Source organism: Pseudoclavibacter sp. RFBG4 (assembly GCF_002931515.1).
Classification (GTDB): domain Bacteria; phylum Actinomycetota; class Actinomycetes; order Actinomycetales; family Microbacteriaceae; genus Pseudoclavibacter.
In genome coordinates, this window is sequence record NZ_PSYC01000025.1 from 18,097 (window position 1) to 35,768 (window position 17,672).

General features: G+C 69.3%; 21 protein-coding genes. 6 read left to right on the forward strand and 15 right to left on the reverse strand.

Features of this window, described 5'->3' with window-relative positions; genetic code table 11:
* Window positions 1–9: 9 nt before the first annotated feature.
* From moaA to C5E10_RS09375, 4 genes are read right to left on the reverse strand one after another with little or no spacing between them, the layout of a single operon-like run.
* Complete coding sequence (moaA, locus tag C5E10_RS09360; RefSeq protein WP_104331417.1) at window positions 10–1,128, reverse strand: GTP 3',8-cyclase MoaA; 1,119 nt, start codon at window positions 1,126–1,128, stop codon at window positions 10–12.
* Window positions 1,125–1,547, reverse strand: a complete 423-nt coding sequence (locus tag C5E10_RS09365) for a molybdenum cofactor biosynthesis protein MoaE (protein ID WP_104331418.1) — start codon at window positions 1,545–1,547, stop codon at window positions 1,125–1,127. Before C5E10_RS09365 ends, moaA begins: the two co-directional genes overlap by 4 nt.
* Window positions 1,544–2,065, reverse strand: a complete 522-nt coding sequence (locus C5E10_RS09370) for a molybdenum cofactor biosynthesis protein B (RefSeq protein ID WP_104331419.1) — start codon at window positions 2,063–2,065, stop codon at window positions 1,544–1,546. Before C5E10_RS09370 ends, C5E10_RS09365 begins: the two co-directional genes overlap by 4 nt.
* 44 nt (window positions 2,066–2,109) lie before the next feature.
* A complete protein-coding gene (locus tag C5E10_RS09375; protein ID WP_104331420.1) occupies window positions 2,110–2,514 on the reverse strand; it encodes a DUF1304 domain-containing protein in 405 nt (134 codons plus the stop codon).
* A 54-nt stretch (window positions 2,515–2,568) separates the two neighbouring features.
* Between C5E10_RS09375 and C5E10_RS09380 the strand changes: the two genes are divergently transcribed.
* From C5E10_RS09380 to C5E10_RS09390, 3 genes are all read left to right on the forward strand, one after another.
* Window positions 2,569–3,129, forward strand: coding sequence for a TetR/AcrR family transcriptional regulator (locus tag C5E10_RS09380; protein ID WP_104331421.1), 561 nt, complete (start codon window positions 2,569–2,571; stop codon window positions 3,127–3,129).
* A gap of 89 nt (window positions 3,130–3,218) precedes the next feature.
* Complete coding sequence (locus C5E10_RS09385) at window positions 3,219–3,620, forward strand: helix-turn-helix transcriptional regulator (RefSeq protein ID WP_104331422.1); 402 nt, start codon at window positions 3,219–3,221, stop codon at window positions 3,618–3,620.
* Window positions 3,617–4,102, forward strand: coding sequence for an SRPBCC family protein (locus C5E10_RS09390; RefSeq protein ID WP_104331423.1), 486 nt, complete (start codon window positions 3,617–3,619; stop codon window positions 4,100–4,102). Before C5E10_RS09385 ends, C5E10_RS09390 begins: the two co-directional genes overlap by 4 nt.
* Window positions 4,103–4,269: 167 nt before the next feature.
* Here C5E10_RS09390 and C5E10_RS09395 read toward each other — a convergent pair whose 3' ends face one another.
* The 4 genes from C5E10_RS09395 to C5E10_RS09410 all read right to left on the reverse strand — a co-directional run bounded on the left by C5E10_RS09395 (window position 4,270) and on the right by C5E10_RS09410 (window position 9,288).
* A complete protein-coding gene (locus C5E10_RS09395; RefSeq protein ID WP_104331424.1) occupies window positions 4,270–5,559 on the reverse strand; it encodes a glycosyltransferase in 1,290 nt (429 codons plus the stop codon).
* The gene (locus C5E10_RS09400; RefSeq protein ID WP_104331425.1) at window positions 5,556–7,862 is read right to left on the reverse strand and encodes a glycoside hydrolase domain-containing protein; all 2,307 of its coding nucleotides are present in this window, start codon (window positions 7,860–7,862) and stop codon (window positions 5,556–5,558) included. Before C5E10_RS09400 ends, C5E10_RS09395 begins: the two co-directional genes overlap by 4 nt.
* 135 nt (window positions 7,863–7,997) lie before the next feature.
* Entirely contained in the window at window positions 7,998–8,846 is an 849-nt protein-coding gene (locus tag C5E10_RS09405; RefSeq protein WP_104331426.1) for an oxygenase MpaB family protein, read from the reverse strand.
* Window positions 8,847–8,880: 34 nt separating this feature from the next.
* Window positions 8,881–9,288 (reverse strand): MarR family winged helix-turn-helix transcriptional regulator, encoded by a 408-nt coding sequence (locus C5E10_RS09410; RefSeq protein WP_104242245.1) that lies wholly within the window; start codon window positions 9,286–9,288, stop codon window positions 8,881–8,883.
* An 89-nt stretch (window positions 9,289–9,377) separates the two neighbouring features.
* Here C5E10_RS09410 and C5E10_RS09415 point away from each other — a divergent pair, with 89 nt between their 5' ends.
* Complete coding sequence (locus tag C5E10_RS09415; protein WP_104331427.1) at window positions 9,378–10,304, forward strand: SDR family NAD(P)-dependent oxidoreductase; 927 nt, start codon at window positions 9,378–9,380, stop codon at window positions 10,302–10,304.
* 37 nt (window positions 10,305–10,341) lie between these two features.
* Here the strand turns inward: C5E10_RS09415 and C5E10_RS09420 are convergent, their stop codons facing one another.
* The gene (locus C5E10_RS09420) at window positions 10,342–11,055 is read right to left on the reverse strand and encodes an RraA family protein (protein ID WP_219820345.1); all 714 of its coding nucleotides are present in this window, start codon (window positions 11,053–11,055) and stop codon (window positions 10,342–10,344) included.
* A gap of 107 nt (window positions 11,056–11,162) precedes the next feature.
* On the opposite strand from C5E10_RS09420, the gene C5E10_RS09425 reads away from it, so the two are divergent.
* Together C5E10_RS09425 and C5E10_RS09430 are read left to right on the forward strand one after the other, a co-directional pair.
* Window positions 11,163–12,611, forward strand: coding sequence for an alanine--tRNA ligase-related protein (locus C5E10_RS09425; protein WP_104331428.1), 1,449 nt, complete (start codon window positions 11,163–11,165; stop codon window positions 12,609–12,611).
* Between the two features lie 71 nt (window positions 12,612–12,682).
* On the forward strand, window positions 12,683–13,279 hold the full coding sequence (locus C5E10_RS09430) for a hypothetical protein (RefSeq protein ID WP_146080221.1): 597 nt from the start codon (window positions 12,683–12,685) through the stop codon (window positions 13,277–13,279).
* Window positions 13,280–13,335: 56 nt separating this feature from the next.
* Here the strand turns inward: C5E10_RS09430 and C5E10_RS09435 are convergent, their stop codons facing one another.
* The 6 genes from C5E10_RS09435 to C5E10_RS09460 all read right to left on the reverse strand — a co-directional run bounded on the left by C5E10_RS09435 (window position 13,336) and on the right by C5E10_RS09460 (window position 17,555).
* Complete coding sequence (locus tag C5E10_RS09435) at window positions 13,336–13,992, reverse strand: PadR family transcriptional regulator (protein ID WP_104331430.1); 657 nt, start codon at window positions 13,990–13,992, stop codon at window positions 13,336–13,338.
* Between the two features lie 114 nt (window positions 13,993–14,106).
* Complete coding sequence (locus tag C5E10_RS09440; protein ID WP_219820346.1) at window positions 14,107–14,532, reverse strand: NUDIX domain-containing protein; 426 nt, start codon at window positions 14,530–14,532, stop codon at window positions 14,107–14,109.
* Window positions 14,533–14,590: 58 nt separating this feature from the next.
* Window positions 14,591–16,072 (reverse strand): S1C family serine protease, encoded by a 1,482-nt coding sequence (locus C5E10_RS09445; RefSeq protein WP_104331432.1) that lies wholly within the window; start codon window positions 16,070–16,072, stop codon window positions 14,591–14,593.
* 69 nt (window positions 16,073–16,141) lie between these two features.
* The gene (locus C5E10_RS09450; protein ID WP_104306405.1) at window positions 16,142–16,438 is read right to left on the reverse strand and encodes a hypothetical protein; all 297 of its coding nucleotides are present in this window, start codon (window positions 16,436–16,438) and stop codon (window positions 16,142–16,144) included.
* Window positions 16,435–17,010, reverse strand: a complete 576-nt coding sequence (locus tag C5E10_RS09455; RefSeq protein ID WP_146080222.1) for a hypothetical protein — start codon at window positions 17,008–17,010, stop codon at window positions 16,435–16,437. The genes C5E10_RS09450 and C5E10_RS09455 overlap by 4 nt, the downstream gene beginning before the upstream one ends.
* Window positions 17,007–17,555: an RNA polymerase sigma factor gene (locus C5E10_RS09460; RefSeq protein WP_104242263.1), complete on the reverse strand. Its 549-nt coding sequence runs from the start codon at window positions 17,553–17,555 to the stop codon at window positions 17,007–17,009. Before C5E10_RS09460 ends, C5E10_RS09455 begins: the two co-directional genes overlap by 4 nt.
* Between the last annotated feature and the right edge of the window lie 117 nt (window positions 17,556–17,672).

Here is a 17,672-nt window from a genome sequence, read left to right on the forward strand (position 1 = left end):
GCCGGGTGGTCAGCCGCCGATGGCGTTCATCCCGCGAGCTGGCTGGAGGAAGCTCGGGTCGTTGATGGCGTGCCCCGGCAGCTTGTTGTGGATGCACGAGCGCAGCAGGCCGTCGATCGCGAGATCCGTCGCGGCGGCGCTTGCCGCGCTGTCGGCCGCAGCGCCGGAGGCTCCTGAGCCGGCGGCCTCGGCTCGGAGGATCGGCATGAGGTCGTACTCGCTCGTCGAGAACAGGCAGTTGCGCAGTTGACCGTCGGCGGTGAGGCGCAGGCGATCGCAGTTGCCGCAGAAGGGCGCCGTGACAGAGGCGATGACGCCGACCGTGTGCGGGCCGCCGTCGAGCGTCCACCGTTCGGCGGGGGCGCCGCCGCGGCCGGGCACGGGCTCAAGCGTGAACCTCGCGCTGAGCGACTCGAGGATCTCCTCGCGCGTCACCATCTGCGCGCGGTCCCAGGTGTGTCCGGCATCGAGCGGCATCTGCTCGATGAAGCGCAGCTGCGCGTCGTGCTCCATGGCGAACTCCACGAGCTCGACGATCTCGTCGTCGTTCACGCCGCGCATCGCGACAGCGTTGAGTTTGAGGGGCCGCAGGGAGGAGTTCTGGGCGGCGCGGATGCCGATGAGCACCTCATCGAGCTTGTCTCGCCTCGTGAGCGCCGTGAAGCGCTCGCGTCTGATGGTGTCGATGGAGATGTTGAGCCTGTCGAGGCCGGCGTCGATGAGGTCGGGAAGCATCTGCGGGAGGCGGATGCCGTTGGTGGTCATCGCGACCTGGACGGGGCCATCCGGGCCCCGGAGCTCGGAGATGCGCCGCACGACGTCGACGACATCGGGACGCAGGAGCGGCTCACCGCCGGTAAGCCGGAACGTGGTGATGCCGGAGGCCGCCGCGATCCGCGCGATGCGCACGATCTGCTCGGTGGAGAGGATGCTCGCCTTGGCCAGCCATTCGACGCCCTCGGCCGGCATGCAGTACGTGCACCGCAGCGAGCACTTGTCGGTGAGGGAGATGCGGAGGTCGCGGTGCACCCGGCCGTGCTTGTCGACGATCGGGTCGCCGGGAGCCGGCTCGAGCTGCGGCTCCACGAGCCTCGGGCGGCGTGCGATCGTGACGGGGACGCCGGTCATGGCAGACCCACCCAGGAGGTTGCGCCGTCGGCCTCGTGCTGCTGCTTCCAGATCGGCACCTCGGCCTTGACCGCCTCGACGAGAGCCCGGCTCACCTCGTAGGCGTCGCCGCGGTGCGCGCTGGCGACGCAGGCGATGAGGGCGATGTCGCCCACTCGGAGGTGTCCGATGCGGTGGCTCACGGCGACCCGAACGCCGTCGCGGGCGTGGTGCGCGACGAGGCTCTCGAGCACTCGCTCGGCGTCGGGATGCGCGGTGTAGTCGAGCGAGACGACTCGTCCGCTCGCTTCGGGGTCATGGTCCCGGATCTGGCCGACGAAGGTCACGACGGCGCCCGCGTGGGGATCCTCGACGGCGGCGAGGTGCTCGGCGAGGAGCAGCTCGTCGCTCGTGACTCGGGCGAGGGGGCTGGCACTCACGGAGCGTGGTCTCCGCCGCGGAGCTGGTCCAGGATGTGCGGGATGAGCGGTGCTAGCAGCGCGACGCCGTCCCGTGCCGCACCAGGTGAGCCGGCGAGGTTGACGACGAGGCTCGGCGCTCCGCGCCCCGGTCGGTCGATGATGCCGGCGAGCCCGCGCGACAGCACGGCCGTCGGGACCCGGTCGCGCGCTGTCGCTCGCAGCGCTTCGGCGATGCCGGGAAGCTCGCGGGTGATGAGGGGCCAGGTGGCCTCCGGCGTCTCGTCGCGGGGCGAGAGACCCGTGCCGCCGAGGGTGAGGATGATGTGTGCGTCCGAGTCCGCCGCGTGGGCGATGGCGTCACGAACGACCGTGGCTCCATCGGGGACGACGCTGAGCGTCACCGCCGTGTAGCCATGCCTGGCGAGCGCCTCGAGCGCCGCTGGACCCGAGAGATCCTCGCGCTCGCCCCGCGAAGACCGATCCGAGACCGTGATGACGGCGATCGTGGCCTGCTGTGCTGGGGACGCTTCCTGCATGGATCGAGCGTACCCGCTTGTCTTGCCCGTCAGCCCAGCTCGACTCAGGCGGCGAGCGCTCCCGTGGCCGCCGCGATGCCGAGCAGCACCACGGCGAGCAGCGGGAAGCTGCCCTGGACGGTGCCGGCGCGCAGCTTCGTGCGGTCGCTCGTGACCAGGACGAGCGCGGCGAGCAGCATGGAGCCCGCACCGGCGAAGATCAGCGTCGCGCCGACCACGCTGTTGCCCGCGATCGCGAGGATGACGCCGAGTCCGGCGATGATCGCGAGGAAGAGGTTGTAGAAGCCCTGGTTGTAGGCCATCGACTTGGTCGTCTGGGCGACCTCGAGGGAGGGGATGCCGAAGGTCTTCCTCGTCGATTCCGCCGTCCAGCGGACGGACTCGAGGATGAAGATGTAGACGTGGACAAGCGCCGCGAGGGCAGCGAAGACGAGGGCGGCGATAAGCATGTCAGCTCCAGGATCGGTGTATTCTGCAACGAACGTTACAGTATCGGAGGCCACATGGCACGCACGATGAGCTTCGACCGCCAAGATGCCATCGCCGGAGCACGAACCCTCTTCTGGCGCCGTGGCTACGACTCCGCGTCGACGAGCGACATCGAAGCCGCCACTGGCCTGAGCCGATCGAGCATCTACAACACCTTCGGCAGCAAGCGCGGCCTCTTCGACGCCTGCGTGCGGAGCTACCTGGACGACGTCGTGCACCCACTGCTCGCACCACTGCTTGCGGACCCGACTCCCGCATCCGCGCTCGACGACTACCTCGCTCGCCTCGCCGCTGCCGTCGCAGCCCAAGGGCGCCGCGACGACGTCCGCGGCTGCCTCCTGCTCGCGACGGCCGCCAGCTCACTCTCCGAAGACCGGGAGATTCGCGCCTCGATCACCGACTACCGAGCAACGCTCGAGCGCGCGATCTCGCGCGGCACCCGCGCCCTCGACCTCGCTGAGGGCGCCGCCACGCTCGTGACCGCGGCCGTCGTCGGCGCCCTGACGATCGCCCGCGTCGATGGCGATGCAGCACGCGACGCTCTCGAGGCGGCTCGCCAGCTCCTTCGAGCCTGAGGTTCATCAACCAAAGGGTTGACAAGGCCTCCCGCGCGTCGCACACTGGTTTCATCAACCACACGGTTGACGAAACAAGTCGAGGAGCTATGACCACCGACGCGCTCTCCCCCGTCTTCGCAGCGCTTGCCGACCCGACGAGACGCGACATCGTCGCGAGGCTCGCCAGCGGCGACGCGACCGTCGGAGAGCTCGCAGCCCCCTACGACGTTTCCGTGCAGGCGATCTCGAAGCACCTGCGCGTCCTGGAGGACTCGGGCCTCGTCACCCGCACGAGCAGCGCGGTCCGCGCACCCCGGCACCTCGAAGCCGAGGTCCTCAGCCTCATGACCGCGTGGATCGAGCGCTACCAGGCAGCCGCAGAGGCGCGGTTCCGCCGACTCGATGCGCTGCTCGAGACCTTGCCGGACGACGCCACGCAGCGCCCAGCACCAGCACCAGAACCAGAACCAGAACCAGAACCAGAACCAGCGAAAGGAACCACATCATGAGCACCACATCAGCCAACGACACCGCCGTCACGGTTGGCGAAGACGTGCCGAACGTCTCCGTCGTCCGCGAGTTCGAGGCCGCCCCGGACCGCGTGTTCCGCGCATTCGTCGACCCCGACCTCTTCACGAAGTGGGTCGGCCCGCACGAGGTCTCGACGAATATCGACCACTGGAACGCGGCCACGGGCGGCGCCTACCGGTGGGTGAATCTCAAGGACGGCGAGGAGATCGCGACCTTCTACGGCTCGTTCCACGAGGTCCGGGAGAACGAGCGCATCGTGCAGACGCAGACCTTCGAGATGATTCCGGACGGCGTGCTCCTCGAGACCATCGTGTTCGAGGCGCTCGAGGGAGGCCGCACGCGAGTGACGAGCACGAGCCTGCTCGAGTCGTTCGAGATGCGCGACGGGCTCGTCGCGAGCGGCATGGAGCACGGCGTGCGAGAGGGGTACGAGAAGCTCGACGCCCTCCTCGCGCCCTGAGCCGCCCCTCTTCGAAGGCGCCGCGTCCCTCCGAGGCGGGCGCGCACCAGCCAGCCTGTCCAACTTCAGTGCAATATTCGACCCAATCGACCTCGCGATGGCGCGAGACCCCGGAATTGCACTGAAGTTGGACAGGCACTCGAGCAGGCACTCACGTGCCGCGCGGGTCAGGCCGCCATCGCGACTCGAGGCAGCCGGTCGAAGAGCTTGTCGAAGACCGCCAGCCGGTCGAACTGGAGCGCGTAGTCGCGCGCCTGGACGGCGAGCAGCCGCCGCTCGGCGGCGCTCGTCTCGAGCACTGCCGTGTTGAGCGCGTCCGCGATCGACGACGGGCTGTTGACGGGCACGATGAGTGCGTGGTCACCCACGGCCTCCCCCACGCCGCCGGTGACGGTCGTGATGACCGGCCCGCCGCCTGCGAGCATCTTCTCGGCGAGCGCGATGCCGAAGGTCTCGATGAACTCGGGGCGCGGCTTCGTGGGCAGCACGAACGCCGCGCATCCGGCCATCAGGAAGGGCTTCTCGGCGTCGCCCACGTCCTCGAGGAAGTGGATGCGGTCGGCCAGCGGTGACGCCGCGCCGATCGCCTTCAGCTCCTCGGCCTGCGGCCCTCGTCCCGCGATGACGAGCTGGATCTCGGGGTCGTCCGCGACGCGGGACTGCTCGAAGCCCGCGATGAGGTCCTCGACGCCCTTCGCCTCTGTCAGCCTCGACAGGAACATGACGTAGCCGTCCCGCTTGAGCCCACGAGCTTCTACGGCGGCGGTGATGTCGTCGTCGGCGAGGTCGACGTACGCGCTCGAGTCGATGGCCGGGTAGGAGATGTCGATGCGCTCCTGGCACTGGGGCGCGTAGCGGGTGCCGTGCTGTGCATCCACCTTGGCAGCCTCACCCACGATGAGGTCGCGTGTGTACTCGGAGACAGCGACGCACACGTCCTGGGACAGGTACGCCGAGAGGATGTGGGCTGCCGCGCCGAGGCGGCCGTCCTCGACGGCGTGCTTGACGACGTTGGTGACGTCGGAGCCGACGGCCTCGGCGATGGTGGTGACGTTGACGGGCAGGCCCGTCGAACGGGCGACGGTGAGCGCCTCCGCCACGGCGAGCGTGTGCGGGCTGAGGTAGAGCGACATGCAGACGGTCGGCACCCCGTCCGTGAAGAGCTCGACGAGGCGCCCGACGAGCCCCGCGAGGTAGCGGCCGTCCGGAACCTTGTAGTCGCCGACGGGCGCGGGTCGGTCGACGAAGATGCCCTCGCTGTAGGGCATGACCGTCTCGAGGGGCTTGAGCGGCAGCCCTGCCGCTTGCAGGCGCTCGATGGGCCACGTGACGATGCGCACCTCGTCGAAGCCGCGAAGGCGTGCGGCCTCCGCCAGGTTGCGGGCCTCGACGGAGTGCCCGCAGATGACTGGATCGGCGCGGACGACGATCACGAGGCGGTTCTGGATCTTGTTCATGAGGGTCCTCCCGGGTTTGGTGTCGCCGGCTGGCCGTCGACGAGGGGTGGGGTGGCGGGGATGGATGCTGCGGGTGAGGTAGGTGCGGCTGGTGGGGCGGATGCTGGGGCTGGGAATGACGACGGCAGGTCCTGTTCGCGGGTGCCCCAGTCGCTCGGCTCGGGCCCGAGCTCCAGGTGCAGCTCCTGCGCCGCCATGAGCTCGCTGGGCGACAGCCAGCTCCTGCTGAGCGGCCTGCCGTCGAGGTGGGCGCTCTGCACGTACTGGACTGGGCCGCCGTGCGCGGGTTCGCGGAACCCTGTCGTCGTGATGCGGAAGCGCTCCCCGTAGACCGCGAGCGACGACTCGGCGAAGGCGGGCGCGTTGATGAGGAAGCTCGCCTGTCCTGCCACGGGGAACAGCCCGAGCGAGGCCCAGACGTACCAGGAGCTGAGGCCGCCCGAGTCGTCGTTGCCTGGCAGGCCGCCTCGTCCCGTCGCGTATTGCTGGGTGATGATGGCGTGCACGATCTCCGCGGTCCGGTCCGGTCGTCCGGCGTAGTGGTACGCCCATGGCGCCTCCATGTCCGGTTCGTTGTTGAGGCCTTCGAAGCGTCCGAGGGCGTAGCCGGCCGCGAGTTCCTCGATGCCGGGCGAGCGGCCGGGCTGCACGACCGGCTGGGCGCCGTAGCCGAAGAACTCGTCGAGTTGCGCGACGAAGCCCTCCGGCCCACCGCTCAGCTGCATCCGCCCTGCCATGTCGTGGAGGATCCGGAACGAGTAGTTGTGCTTGGAGCCCTCGTAGAAGTTGGAGTCGACGAGCAGGCCCGTGGCCGGGTCGAACGCGCCCCGCCACTGTCCTGCGCGCTTCTCGAGCTGCTGGACGAGCTGGAGGTCGCCGACGCGAGCCGCGACGCGGGCCGTGCACCAGTACCCGAACGCGAGGTCGAGGGTGTGCGTGATGGGATGCGCGACGCCGCGCAGCAGGAACTCCTCGCCGTACGTGCGCCGCAGGTCATCGGCCATGTGCACAAGCGCCCAGTCCCAGTCGATGCCGGGCAGTCCGAGCTGGCAGAGGTCGGCGAGGAAGGTGTGCGCGAGTGCGCTGCCCTGTCGGGAGAAGCGGTCGCTGCCCTTGGCCATGCGGTAGCCGATCGGGAAGTTGCCTTCCTCCTCGCAGATGGTGAGGAGCGCATTGGCGAGCTCGACGGCCTTGTCCGGACGCAGCGCGGTGAGCAGGGGAAGCTGGGTGCGGTAGATGTCCCACATCGTCGACAGGTCGAAGACGAAGGGTCCGTCGCTTGGCCAGAAGGGGCTCTCGTTGAGCGCGAAGGAGGGCTTGACGAACGAGTGGTACATGGCCGTCGAGAAGACCGTCTCGCGCTCGGTCGAGCCCGTCTCGACCTGGACCTCGTCGAGCAGCTCCTGCCAGGCGCGCCCGGTCTCGGCGAGTCGGTCCGAGAACCTGCCCTCCCCGTCGCCGCAATCGTCCCTGAGGTTCTGCTCGGCCTGCTCGACCCCGCGCAGGGAGAAGCCGATGCGCACCTCGACGACCTGGCCCTCCTCGCTCGGGCCCGCCCACATGAGGCCGAAGGGCCGCAGCGTCGTGGGGCGGATGTGGTCGAAGTCGAGCCGCGTGCCGCCGGGCATGAGGCGCCGATCGTGCCACAGCATCTGGCGCCACTGGGGAGTGTCGCACTCGATGTGCACGGCGAGCGGGGCGCCCTCCGCCACGATCTCTCCCCTCGCCACGCCGGGCCTGACGGTCTCGAGGTGGGCCCGCAGCGGGACGGTGGCCCCGTAGGGGATGGCGAGGCCGCCGAGCGAGAAGTCGACGACGACCCTGGCGCTCGAGTGCTTCGGGAACGTGTATCGGTGCACGGCGCTCTTGGGGCCCACGGTGATCTCGGCGCGGATGCCGTTGCCGAGCGTCGCCGCGTAGTAGCCGGGTGAGGCGTCCTCGTCGTCGAGCGACCAGGTGCGCCCGAGCACGTCGAGCGGCTCGATCATGGGCGTGACGCGGAAGTAGTTGTAGTACTTGCGGATCGCCCCGGTGCCCGATTGCTGGAAGTGCGTGAATCCCGAGGCGAGCGTGCCGTCGTAGATCGTCTCGGGGATGCCCTCGAGGCTGAGGTCGTAGCGACCGTAGCCGGTCGGGTACGCGCCAGAGTAGGCGCAGGCCGAGACCATCCCGAGTGGGTAGGTGGCGCCCGGATGCGTGTTGCCGATCTGCGGCTTCGGCCACCACCAGGTCGCGGCGAGGCCCGTCTGCGTCGGCAGCGCGGTGGGCTCTGTGCCGATGAACGGGTCTACGCGGGTGGTCATGCTGTGAGCCTGGACGGGCCCTGCTACGGGAGTGTGGACGTCACGTTACGTTCACGCGTCGGGAGACTGTGCACGCCCTGGGTCGCGCACGCGAGCTCGCGGGGCGAGCGTGGGCACGGCGACGGCGCGCGTCCGTCACACCAGTGGGCGGTCGCGGCGGATGCGCCAGCGCACGTCGGCCAGCAGGAGCCGGTACACGAGGCCGGAGGCGGCGAGCGGGAGCACGCGCTCGATTCGCACGAAGACGGCGCGCTGCCGCCGGAACCACGTCTCGTCACCCGGCGTCCACCTGACGCGGAGCGCGCGCCGGAACTCGGGCGGCAGGAAGCCGACCGTGAGCCTCTGATGCCACGCCCGCATCCGCTCGGGAAGCACCGCCGCGGCGAATTCGAGCCTGGCGATGCCGAGCAGGTAGCTGCGAACCTCGTCGTCGATGCGCAGCTTCGTGAGCTCGCCGCGCCAGTACTCCTCGAAAGCGGCGGTGCTGCCCGGCCACGCGCTCGGCGGCATCTGCAGGGTGGTCCCGAAGACGCGCCCTTCGAGCAGGAAGCGCTCCGCGGATGCGCCTGCCTGCGGGCCTTCGACGAGCTCGAGCACGTCGCGGGAGCCCACGAACAGGCATGCCGCGACCCAGCGCTGCAGGTCGACGCGGAGGGCCGAGTACTCCTCGGTGGCTCGCGGGTCACGGTCGGAGCGCACCTTCGCGTGCTGCCGCGTGACCGCCCTGCGGTACGCGCGGCGCTCCTCCACGGTGCCGAGGACGGCCACGGCGAGGTAGCTCAGGGTCGTCCTGGTGCGCTTGATGGGGTGCACGTCGAGGCGACCACTCGTGACGCGGCTGTGCGCGACCCCCTGCCCGACGGCGGGGTTGGAGAGTTGCATGATGACGTTCGCGGCACCCATGGCCAGGGCGAGCAGGCGAGAGCTGCGTGGGAGCTCGACGCACACGAGGTCGTCGACGGAGGCGGCGGTCCACGTCTCCATCAGTCACTCCCCCGCTCGGGGGCTGCTGAAAAGGTCACGCGTCGTGAGAGGTCAGGCTCTTCGCGATGGCCTTCAGCTCGGTGCTGCTGCAGCCGGCGAGCGGCGATGCGCGCTTGAGCGCTGCGATCGCGAGCTTGCGCACCCGCTTGCCCTCGGTGGTCAGCGTCAGCACCCGCGAGCGCCGGTCGTGCTCGCTCTCCCGGCGCTCGACGAGGCCGCGATCGACGAGGCGGTCGGAGACGAAGGTGAGGTTCGAGGCGTTGCAGTGCAGCTTGGTCGCGAGCTCTTTCATCGCGGGGGGCTGCGCGTCCGGATCGATCGCCCAGAGCGCCTGCGCGGTCGGGAAGGTGAGCCCGAGCGCTTCGAGTTCCCGCTCAGCAGCCACATTGGTGCTCTGCGCGGTTTCGTAGACGGCACGCATCGCCCGTTCCAGCGAATCCATATTCAGTACCTTACGCCACGGAAATATTTCAGCAATCGAAGCGTTGTACTCTGAGTCTCGAAACGTTCGAGGCTTGAAGGAGTGTGACGATGAAGACCTTCGCCATCACCGGTGCCACACAGGGTGTCGGCTACTTCGCCGCGGAAGAGCTCGCACGCCGCGGGCACCACGTCGTGCTGCTCGGGCGCAGCATCGAGAAACTCAACACGGCCCTGATCTCCATCACCGAGCAGGTGCCGGATGCGAGCACGAGCCGCATCGTCCTCGACCTCACGTCGAGCGAGTCGATCGCGAGCGCAGCCGCTTCGCTGAGCTCCCGCGAGCGCCTCGACGGGGTACTGCTGAACGCCGCGCACATGGCTCCGGGAACGCAGCGCGAGCACGATGCGGCCGGTCGCGAGCTCACGATGTCGACCAACCACCTCGGCCACTTCGAGTTCACGGCTCGCCTCATGGATGCGCTGGTCGCCCCGAAGCCCGCAGCCCACGGCGATGCGACGGACATCAGCCGGGTTGTGGCCGTCGGCAGCCTCGCCACGCGCATCTACCCGTTCGACCTCGAGGACTGGCAGAGCACGCACCTGTACGAGCCGCGCCGCGCCTACGCCGCGTCGAAGCATGCGCTCGAGATGTTCACGTTCGAGCTCGACCGTCGTCTGCGGGCAGCCGGCGCACCCGCGGAGGCGCTGGTCGTCGACCCGGGCATCCCCGTCAACGGGGCGACCCCAGTGCGCACGGGCGTGAACGAGCCGACCGCCTGGCAGCGCTTCGCGTCGCGCCTCGCCGGACCATTCGCGCACGGCAAGCATCGCGCCGCGGCTATCGCCGTGCACGCGTTGACGAGCGACACGGTCGCCGGTGGCGACTACCTCGGCCCGGCGCGTACCGTGCGCGGCGCCCCCGTGAAGCTGGACAAGCCGACCACGCAGCGCGACCGCGAGCGCGCCGAGCGTCTGTGGCAGCTGAGCGAGGAGTCGACCTCAGCGACGTTTCGCCTGAGCGAGACGGTCGCCTAGGCCTCAGCGAGACGGTCGCCTGGGAAGCTACGAGGGCTCACACGCTTCCGGCGTCGCCGGTCCGGGCGAGGTGCTCGTCCAGCGTGAGCTCCGGCTCGGTCCGGCGCGCCCACTGGTAGGCGGAGAACTGCACCTGCTGGCGCAGGGTCGTGCCGAGGCGGATGCTCGTGGCCCGCGAGCGCTCGGCGTCCCTGAGCTGCAGGGCGTGCATGAGCACCTCGTTGGCCCGATCTCCAGGTACGAAGACGACCCCGTCCTCGTCTCCGAAGACGACGTCGCGCGTGCGCACGGTGTGCTCACCGAACTCCGCGGACGAGAACGTGCTGCGCCGACGCTCGTCGAGGCGCGCGGGCGCCGCGGGCAGCGAGCCCAGGCTGAACACCGGGAAGCCGGCGCGACGGACCTCGCGCGTATCCCGGTGCAGTCCCCAGAGAGCGATGCCCGCGAGCCCTGCCGCCGTCGCCTCGAGCACGATGAGGCCGCCGACGCAGCTCTCGTCGGTGCGGCCCTGATTGTCGACGACCAGCACGTCACCGGGATGCGCCCGATCCATGGCCTCGAGGAGGACGTCGATACTGCCGCAGTGGCGAACGGGGAGGCAGCGCCCCGCGAGCCGCGGCGTGTCCTCCGCCACGGGTCTCACCCCTGCGGGCCCACAGCGCACGTCCACCCCGGCCCGCACGCACCCGTCGGCGACGTGCGCGGTCGACAGTCCCGTCGCACCGGTCCACAATTGCGCGATCTTCTGCACAGACGACTCCCCTGAACCTCACTCGAGCACTCGTCGCCGAGTGCCTGAACGCCCCCACGTTCGGCGAGATCACGATACGACATCCGGAGTTGTGAAACACTCTCCACATGGACGCGCATGAGATTCGCAATGCCTACCTCGACTACCAGGAGCGACTCGGGCACGTCAGGATCGACAGAGCCCCGCTGATCCCCCGCGGGGACGGGTCGACGCTCTTCACCGGGAGCGGCATGCAGGCCCTTCTCCCCTACCTCCTCGGCGAGGACCACCCCGCCGGAACGCGCCTCACCGACAGCCAGCCCTGCGTGCGCGCGCAGGACATCGAGGACGTCGGCGACAACCGCCACACGACGTTCTTCGAGATGCTCGGCAACTGGAGCCTCGGCGACTACTTCAAGGCCGAGCAGATCCCCGCGTTCCTGTCGTTCCTCGTCGACGAGGTCGGCATCGACCCGAACCGCCTCTACGTGACCGCGTTCATCGGCGACGAGGCCGCGGGCATCCCGAGGGACGACGAGGCCGCCCGCATCTGGCAGGCAGCCTTCGCGGAGCGCGGCATCGAAGCCGGCATCGTCGAGATGGGGAGCCAGGCGGACGGCGACGCCCGCGGCGTGAACCCCGGCGAGCGCATCTTCTTCTACGACGGCGGCGAGAACTGGTGGTCGCGCGGCGGATCGCTCGAGGCGACCCCCATCGGAGACCCCTGCGGCCCCGACAGCGAGGTCTTCTACGACTTCGGACCGGAGAACCACGACCCCTCGTACGGTCGCGCGCACCCGGCGAGCGACAGCGGCCAGTTCATGGAGATCGGCAACCAGGTCTTCATGCAGTACCGGCGCGTCGAAGACGGCTCCTTCGTCGAGCTCGAACGACGCAACGTCGACTTCGGCGGTGGACTCGAGCGCATCGCCGCGGCCGCGATCCACTCCCCCGACGTGTTCCGGATCTCACTCCTGCGCCCGATCGTCGAGCAGATCGAGCAGCTGAGCGGCAAGAGCTACGAAGAGCACACGCTCTCGATGCGCATCATCGCCGACCACCTGCGCGGGGCGACGTTCCTGGCGGTCGACGGAGTCGTGCCGTCGAACAAGGAGCAGGGGTACGTCATGCGCCGCCTCGTGCGTCGCGCGATCCGCGAGGCCCTCATCCTCGGGATCTCCGAGAACTTCTTCGCGGAGCTCGTGCCGACGATCGCGGACCTCTACGTGGATGACTACCCGGAGGTGCGAGAGCGACGCGAGGAAGTCGTCGCGGTGCTGGTCAAGGAGGAGCGCTCGTTCCGGCGCACGCTCAAGGGCGGACTCAAGGCACTCGCCGCGTACAAGGGATCGACCCTCACCGGTGCCGACGTGTTCCTGCTCTCCGACACGCACGGGTTCCCGCGTGAGCTGAGCGTCGAGGAAGCCAGGCGACAGGGCATCGACGTCGATGTGGCCTGGGAGGCGGAGTTCCTGGAAGCCCTCGAGGAGCAGCGAGCCCGCTCACGCGGAGCCACGAAGCTCGGCGCGGCTGGACTCCCGCACCAGGAGTCTCAGGCTCCCAAAGGCCAGGGATGATGTTCCGCTGGCGCCGCAAAGCACGGACAGCTTCCACGAGTCAGCAGACGAAGCCCAAGAAGAAGACGGGATTGCCTCCGGTCATCTTCCCTGAGCTCTCTGAGGCCATCGACGACGGCCTGCTGCTGGCGATGCGCATCGTGCGACTCGACGTGAAGAACTCGATCATCAAGCGGACCGTGGGCGAGAAGGTGCCATTCGCTGCCGCCGACTATCGCGAGGCTGCGAACGCCTCGCTCGACCGGGTGCTCAAGGAGCTGCGGTACTCGGCGGAGCGCGTGGCCGGGGTTCGGGACCGCGCGCGACCAGGCAGGTCGCTGAGCGCCCACGACTACCGGCACGCGGACATCGAGACGCTGAGCTTCCGAGAACGGGCCTCGCAGGCGGTGAGCGAGCGCATCGAAGCAGACCGAGAGAACGAGGCGTTCATCGACGGGCTCATCGAGCAGGCGCGAGCCGACGCGTGGACCGAGATCTCGGCGCACATCGAGCACGAGTTGCTCGACCCGTGGTCGAAGGGGAGCCCTCGGATGCAGCTGCCGAACTCGCCGGAAGACGACCCGGAACGCGGCGATCGCTTCGACGACCTCGAGAAGGAGCTGCGGAAGCTCGCGCGCGAGGCGAAGATCCAGGAGCGACGCGAGTCCAAGCAGCGCGACCGCTCCTGAGCTTCTCTCTCCGGCGCCGCGGGAAGGCGCTCTCGGCCGTCGGCATCCGCATGCCGCTACTTGGCGAGGATCGTGTAGAGCGCCTTGCGGGCGTCGTCCAGCACCTTGGTGGCTTCCTGCTGCTGCTCCTCGGTCGCACCGAGACGGAACTGCTGCATGACGCCCATGAACTGCATTGCCGATTCGCGAAGCCCGCTCGCGGACTCTGACATCCCGGCGACGCCGCGCCAGCCCTGCTCGAGCTCCTCGGCGTGCTCGGCCACGTAGGTGCGGCCCGATTCGCTGAGCTCGAAGACCGGCTTCTTCTCAGTGCCGCCCTGCTCGATGAGGTCTTCGTCGACGAGCTGCTGCAGCGTCGGGTAGACGGAGCCGGGGCTTGGGCGCCAGACGCCGTCGGTCTTCTCCGCGATGCCCTTGATGAGGCCGTAGCCGTTGGAGGGGCCTTCCGCGAGGAGGGAGAGGATGGCGGCGCGGACATCGCCCTTGCCTGCCCGGCGGTGACCGCGTGGGCCGAACTTCGGGCCGAAGCCTGGACCGTGGCCGGCCCCCGGACCGAATCCGGGACCGAATCCTCGTCCTGGGCCGAATCCGTGCGAGAAGCGACGGACGCGCTCGTCCTGAGCGGCCTCGTGGCCGAACCCGTGGCCCTGCTCGTAGGAGCGGCCTCGGTCTGCGTCGAACGGGTGATGGTTGTGGGTGAAGTGCTTTCGCATGATGAACCTTTCTGCCGGAGCTGCACGATGCAACTCCGATAGCTCGACGATATATCGGAGAAGAGTCGCTGTCAAGCGATATATCGGAGAATGTTCGAGCGGTTCGGGAAGTGCTCAGCCACGCGCGTCGCGGCGCCTCCGGAGCTCGGGCATGACGCACTCGCTGAGCAACGGCGCGAGGTCGGCCAGGTCAGCTCCAGGGGCCGGATAGGCATCCACCCAGCGCAGCTCCGCGATCTCGGCGCGAGCCAGCGGCGTCCCGGTCAGCTCTGCCAGGTACACCGTGCCGATGAGGCCGGTTGCCTCCTCGTTCGCGGCCGCCGTCGTCCACTCCCCGAGGAGCGTCACGTCGGCGTCGTCGAGCACGATCCCCACCTCCTCCTCGATCTCGCGAAGAGCCGCCGCCTTCGGCGACTCCCCCGGCTCGAGCTTCCCGCCGGGGAGCATGAACTTCGTCGTCCCGCGTTTGCGGACCGTGAGCACCTGCCCCTCGGAATCCTCGAAGCAGATGGCGGCGACAGTCAACACAGAAGCGGGCACGCACCAAGGATAGGTGCGTGCCCGCTGGCGCCGAAAGGAGGCGTCGCCGTTCCTGCCGCTACTGCCCGAGCTCGCCCACCGTGACCCGGACCGTCTGCTCCTGGCCGCCGCGCATGAGCACGGCTTCGACCTGCGTACCGGGCTCGAGAGCGCGGATCTGGGCCGTCAGGTCCGTCGAGCTGGAGACTCGGTGCCCACCGAACGAGGTGATCACGTCACCGGCCTGGACGCCTGCCTGCGCCGCTGGCCCTCCTGCGGTGAGCTGCGTCACGTACGCCCCGGCCACACTCGAGTCTGCCGCCGTCGGGTCGCTGACGCTCGCTCCGAGGAATCCGTGCGAGACGGCGCCGCTCGAGATGAGCTGCTCCGCCACCCGCTTCACCAGGTTCGAGGGCAGCGAGAAGCCGACGCCGATGTTGCCGGACGCGCCACTGCTGCTGCTGCCGGCGCCAGCGATCGCCACGTTGATGCCGATGAGGGCACCGTCCTGGTTGACCAGCGCGCCACCCGAGTTGCCCGGGTTGATGGCGGCATCGGTCTGGATGACCGGGAGGGCGACGGACGACGAGCCCTGGGTGCTGGTCTGCCCCTCGGACGAGTTCGGGTCGCCGCGCCAGAAGTTGTACGGGCTGTCCTCCTGGGTGCCGTCAGACTGGACCTCCTCCGGAACCGCGGAGGAGCTGACGAGGATGCCACGGTCGAGGGCGCTCACGACGCCCTCGGTCACCGAGTCGGAGAGCCCGAGCGGAGCGCCGATGGCCACGGCGACATCGCCCACATTGAGCGAGTCGGAGTCGGCGAACGTGATGGGGGTCAGCGATGTGTCCTCGACCTTGATGATCGCGAGATCGAGCACAGGATCGCCGGCGACGAGGGTCGCAGGCAGCAGGCGGCCGTCGCTCGTCTGGACCGAGAGCTCGGCGTTGCCGGTTGCGCCGTCGATCGTCGCGACGTGATTGTTCGTGACGATGTACCCGGAACCGTCGACGACGACACCGGAGCCGCTCGCCCCCGTCTGACCGGAGGATGCGGAGATCGTGACGACGCTCGGGGAGGCCACCGCGGCGATGCTCGTCACGAGCGTTGCGTCCTGCGGGTTGTTGACCGTGATCGACTGCGAGCTGGAAGAGCCCGCGGCCACCTGGGACGAGCCGAAGCCGCCGACGACGGCTCCGCCAACGCCTCCACCGACGACGCCGCCGACGAGGAGGCCCGCGGTGAGGAGCGCAACCGTGCCGAAGCGGCGCTTGCGGGGCTTCGGGGCCTGCGCCGTTGCCGGCGACCCTGCCGGGCCGAAGCTGTTCGACGGGTACTCGGCGCCCGCGTAGTCCGGGGTCGAGTACTGGGGCGCCGAGTAGTCCTGGTACTGGGGCGCCTGGTAGCCGGCCGGCGCGTACTGGCCGGGCTGGTACGGGCCGGAGGAGTACTGCGGCGCGAAGGCGTGCGACTGCGAGGACGAGGAGGGCTGCTGAGCGGAGGACTCGAGGTGCGGCTTGGCGCCGTCCTGCGGGTTCGTTTCCGGGAAGGAGGGGGTGGACATGTGTGGTTCCTTTCGACACCACTGAGCATCCAACCCGGGGCTATGGCCTTCCTATGGCGAAGCTGTGGCTCAGCTTCGACCCGCAAGCGCGTGCACCCTGATCCGCACCCGCACCAGAGATCCGGGCGGGAGCACGGTGAGCGCAGCCGCCTTGATGCGCTCGGCGAGGCCTTCCAGGATCTGCGCCTGCGGCGCAGATGCCTCGACCCGCACCCGGACGGCGACGGTCGTGGCGTCGCCCGACGTGCCGACCTCCACGTGCAGCGATCCGAGATGGATGCTCGTGATGGGCAGCAGCTCCACCACCCCGGGGGCACCGATGGTCGCCGCCTCGACGGCTTCGGCGATACGCTCGCGATCGATCATTCGGCGCTCCTCACGTCGGCGATGACGATGTCGATGCCGGTGACCTGCAGGGTCGTGTGGACGGCGAGCGCCTCGGCGATCGCCTCCCGCACGCGGTCGGCCAGCGGATGCAGCGGTCTCAAGCCCAGAACTGTGACGGAGACCGTGAGGTGCACGGGGGCGCCTGGCTCCGTCACCTCGCCGTCGAGCACGCAGCGACCGATCAGGACGCCGTCCAGGGCATCGCCCGTGCGCCGGACGATCTCACGCACGACGCCCTCGCTCTGCGAGAACTCGTACTCGGGCTCAACCGAGGTGAGCGGAATCTCACGGCCTGCACGAGCATCCATCGCGATGCCACGCAGCATCGACTGCAGCCACGCTCCGCTCGGCCCTGGTGTCGCTGCCGACTCGGCTTCGATGAGGTCGTGGGAGGCGCGCGTGACGCGCTCGAGGGCTTCGAGCGCGCGCTCGCACTCCGGGTCGCTCTCGATGTCGGCGTTGTAGGGCACGCGACCGGCTTCCAGATACTCGGAGAGCTGCGTGAGGGTGTACCCCGCCGCGCCGATGGTCGGTTCGTCGTCTTCGCTCATGCCCATTCCTCCATTCCCCGCAGCAGCGCGAGCCTGGCCCGCGACAGGGCCCCTCGCACCGTCGAGGTGTTCGTTTCGAGCTGTTCGGCGATCTCGGCGTAGGTGAAGCCCGCCGTCTCCTTCAGGACCCAGCACTGCCGCTGGAGCTCGGGGAGCGTGCCGAGGATTCGGGATGCGGTATCGAGCTTGGCGTTCAGCTCGAGCTGGGCCGACGGCCCGAGCTCCTTGGCGGCGGGTGCCACGACGTCGTCGATGTCCTGCTCGAATTTCCTCTTCCTGAGCAGGTCGGTCGCCTTGCGAGCCGCGATCTGCACAAGCCACGCGCGCACGGCGCTGGGCTCGCGGAGGAGGTCGAGTCGCTTCCAGGCGACGATGCAGGCGTCCTGCACCGCATCTTCGGCGTCGGCGCGGGACGAGAGCAGTCGGATCGCGGTGGCGATCATGAGCCCCCAGTGGCGACGGATGAGCACCTCGAACGCGCGCTGGTCACCGTCTCTGGCGCGGGCGACGAGCAGCGCGTCCGGCGCCTCGGCGAGGTCAGGCATGGCCCCTCCTTCGCGAAAACCAGTGGACCAGGCGGCTCCACTTCGAGCAACCCTATGACACCGATCCTCGCCGCTTCCTGCCAATGCCTGGTGCCCGGGGAGACCGCCGACGAAAGC

What these genes read in the sequence shown, in the direction of transcription:
- C5E10_RS09395 (WP_104331424.1), bottom strand. Translation starts at nt 5,559, where the DNA reads ATGAACAAGATCCAGAACCGCCTCGTGATCGTCGTCCGCGCCGATCCA.
- C5E10_RS09385 (WP_104331422.1), top strand. Translation starts at nt 3,219, where the DNA reads ATGACCACCGACGCGCTCTCCCCCGTCTTCGCAGCGCTTGCCGACCCG.
- C5E10_RS09410 (WP_104242245.1), bottom strand. Translation starts at nt 9,288, where the DNA reads ATGGATTCGCTGGAACGGGCGATGCGTGCCGTCTACGAAACCGCGCAG.
- C5E10_RS09415 (WP_104331427.1), top strand. Translation starts at nt 9,378, where the DNA reads ATGAAGACCTTCGCCATCACCGGTGCCACACAGGGTGTCGGCTACTTC.
- C5E10_RS09380 (WP_104331421.1), top strand. Translation starts at nt 2,569, where the DNA reads ATGGCACGCACGATGAGCTTCGACCGCCAAGATGCCATCGCCGGAGCA.
- C5E10_RS09405 (WP_104331426.1), bottom strand. Translation starts at nt 8,846, where the DNA reads ATGGAGACGTGGACCGCCGCCTCCGTCGACGACCTCGTGTGCGTCGAG.
- C5E10_RS09455 (WP_146080222.1), bottom strand. Translation starts at nt 17,010, where the DNA reads ATGAGCGAAGACGACGAACCGACCATCGGCGCGGCGGGGTACACCCTC.
- C5E10_RS09375 (WP_104331420.1), bottom strand. Translation starts at nt 2,514, where the DNA reads ATGCTTATCGCCGCCCTCGTCTTCGCTGCCCTCGCGGCGCTTGTCCAC.
- C5E10_RS09460 (WP_104242263.1), bottom strand. Translation starts at nt 17,555, where the DNA reads ATGCCTGACCTCGCCGAGGCGCCGGACGCGCTGCTCGTCGCCCGCGCC.
- C5E10_RS09435 (WP_104331430.1), bottom strand. Translation starts at nt 13,992, where the DNA reads ATGCGAAAGCACTTCACCCACAACCATCACCCGTTCGACGCAGACCGA.
- C5E10_RS09445 (WP_104331432.1), bottom strand. Translation starts at nt 16,072, where the DNA reads ATGTCCACCCCCTCCTTCCCGGAAACGAACCCGCAGGACGGCGCCAAG.
- C5E10_RS09450 (WP_104306405.1), bottom strand. Translation starts at nt 16,438, where the DNA reads ATGATCGATCGCGAGCGTATCGCCGAAGCCGTCGAGGCGGCGACCATC.
- C5E10_RS09400 (WP_104331425.1), bottom strand. Translation starts at nt 7,862, where the DNA reads ATGACCACCCGCGTAGACCCGTTCATCGGCACAGAGCCCACCGCGCTG.
- C5E10_RS09370 (WP_104331419.1), bottom strand. Translation starts at nt 2,065, where the DNA reads ATGCAGGAAGCGTCCCCAGCACAGCAGGCCACGATCGCCGTCATCACG.
- C5E10_RS09390 (WP_104331423.1), top strand. Translation starts at nt 3,617, where the DNA reads ATGAGCACCACATCAGCCAACGACACCGCCGTCACGGTTGGCGAAGAC.
- moaA (WP_104331417.1), bottom strand. Translation starts at nt 1,128, where the DNA reads ATGACCGGCGTCCCCGTCACGATCGCACGCCGCCCGAGGCTCGTGGAG.
- C5E10_RS09425 (WP_104331428.1), top strand. Translation starts at nt 11,163, where the DNA reads ATGGACGCGCATGAGATTCGCAATGCCTACCTCGACTACCAGGAGCGA.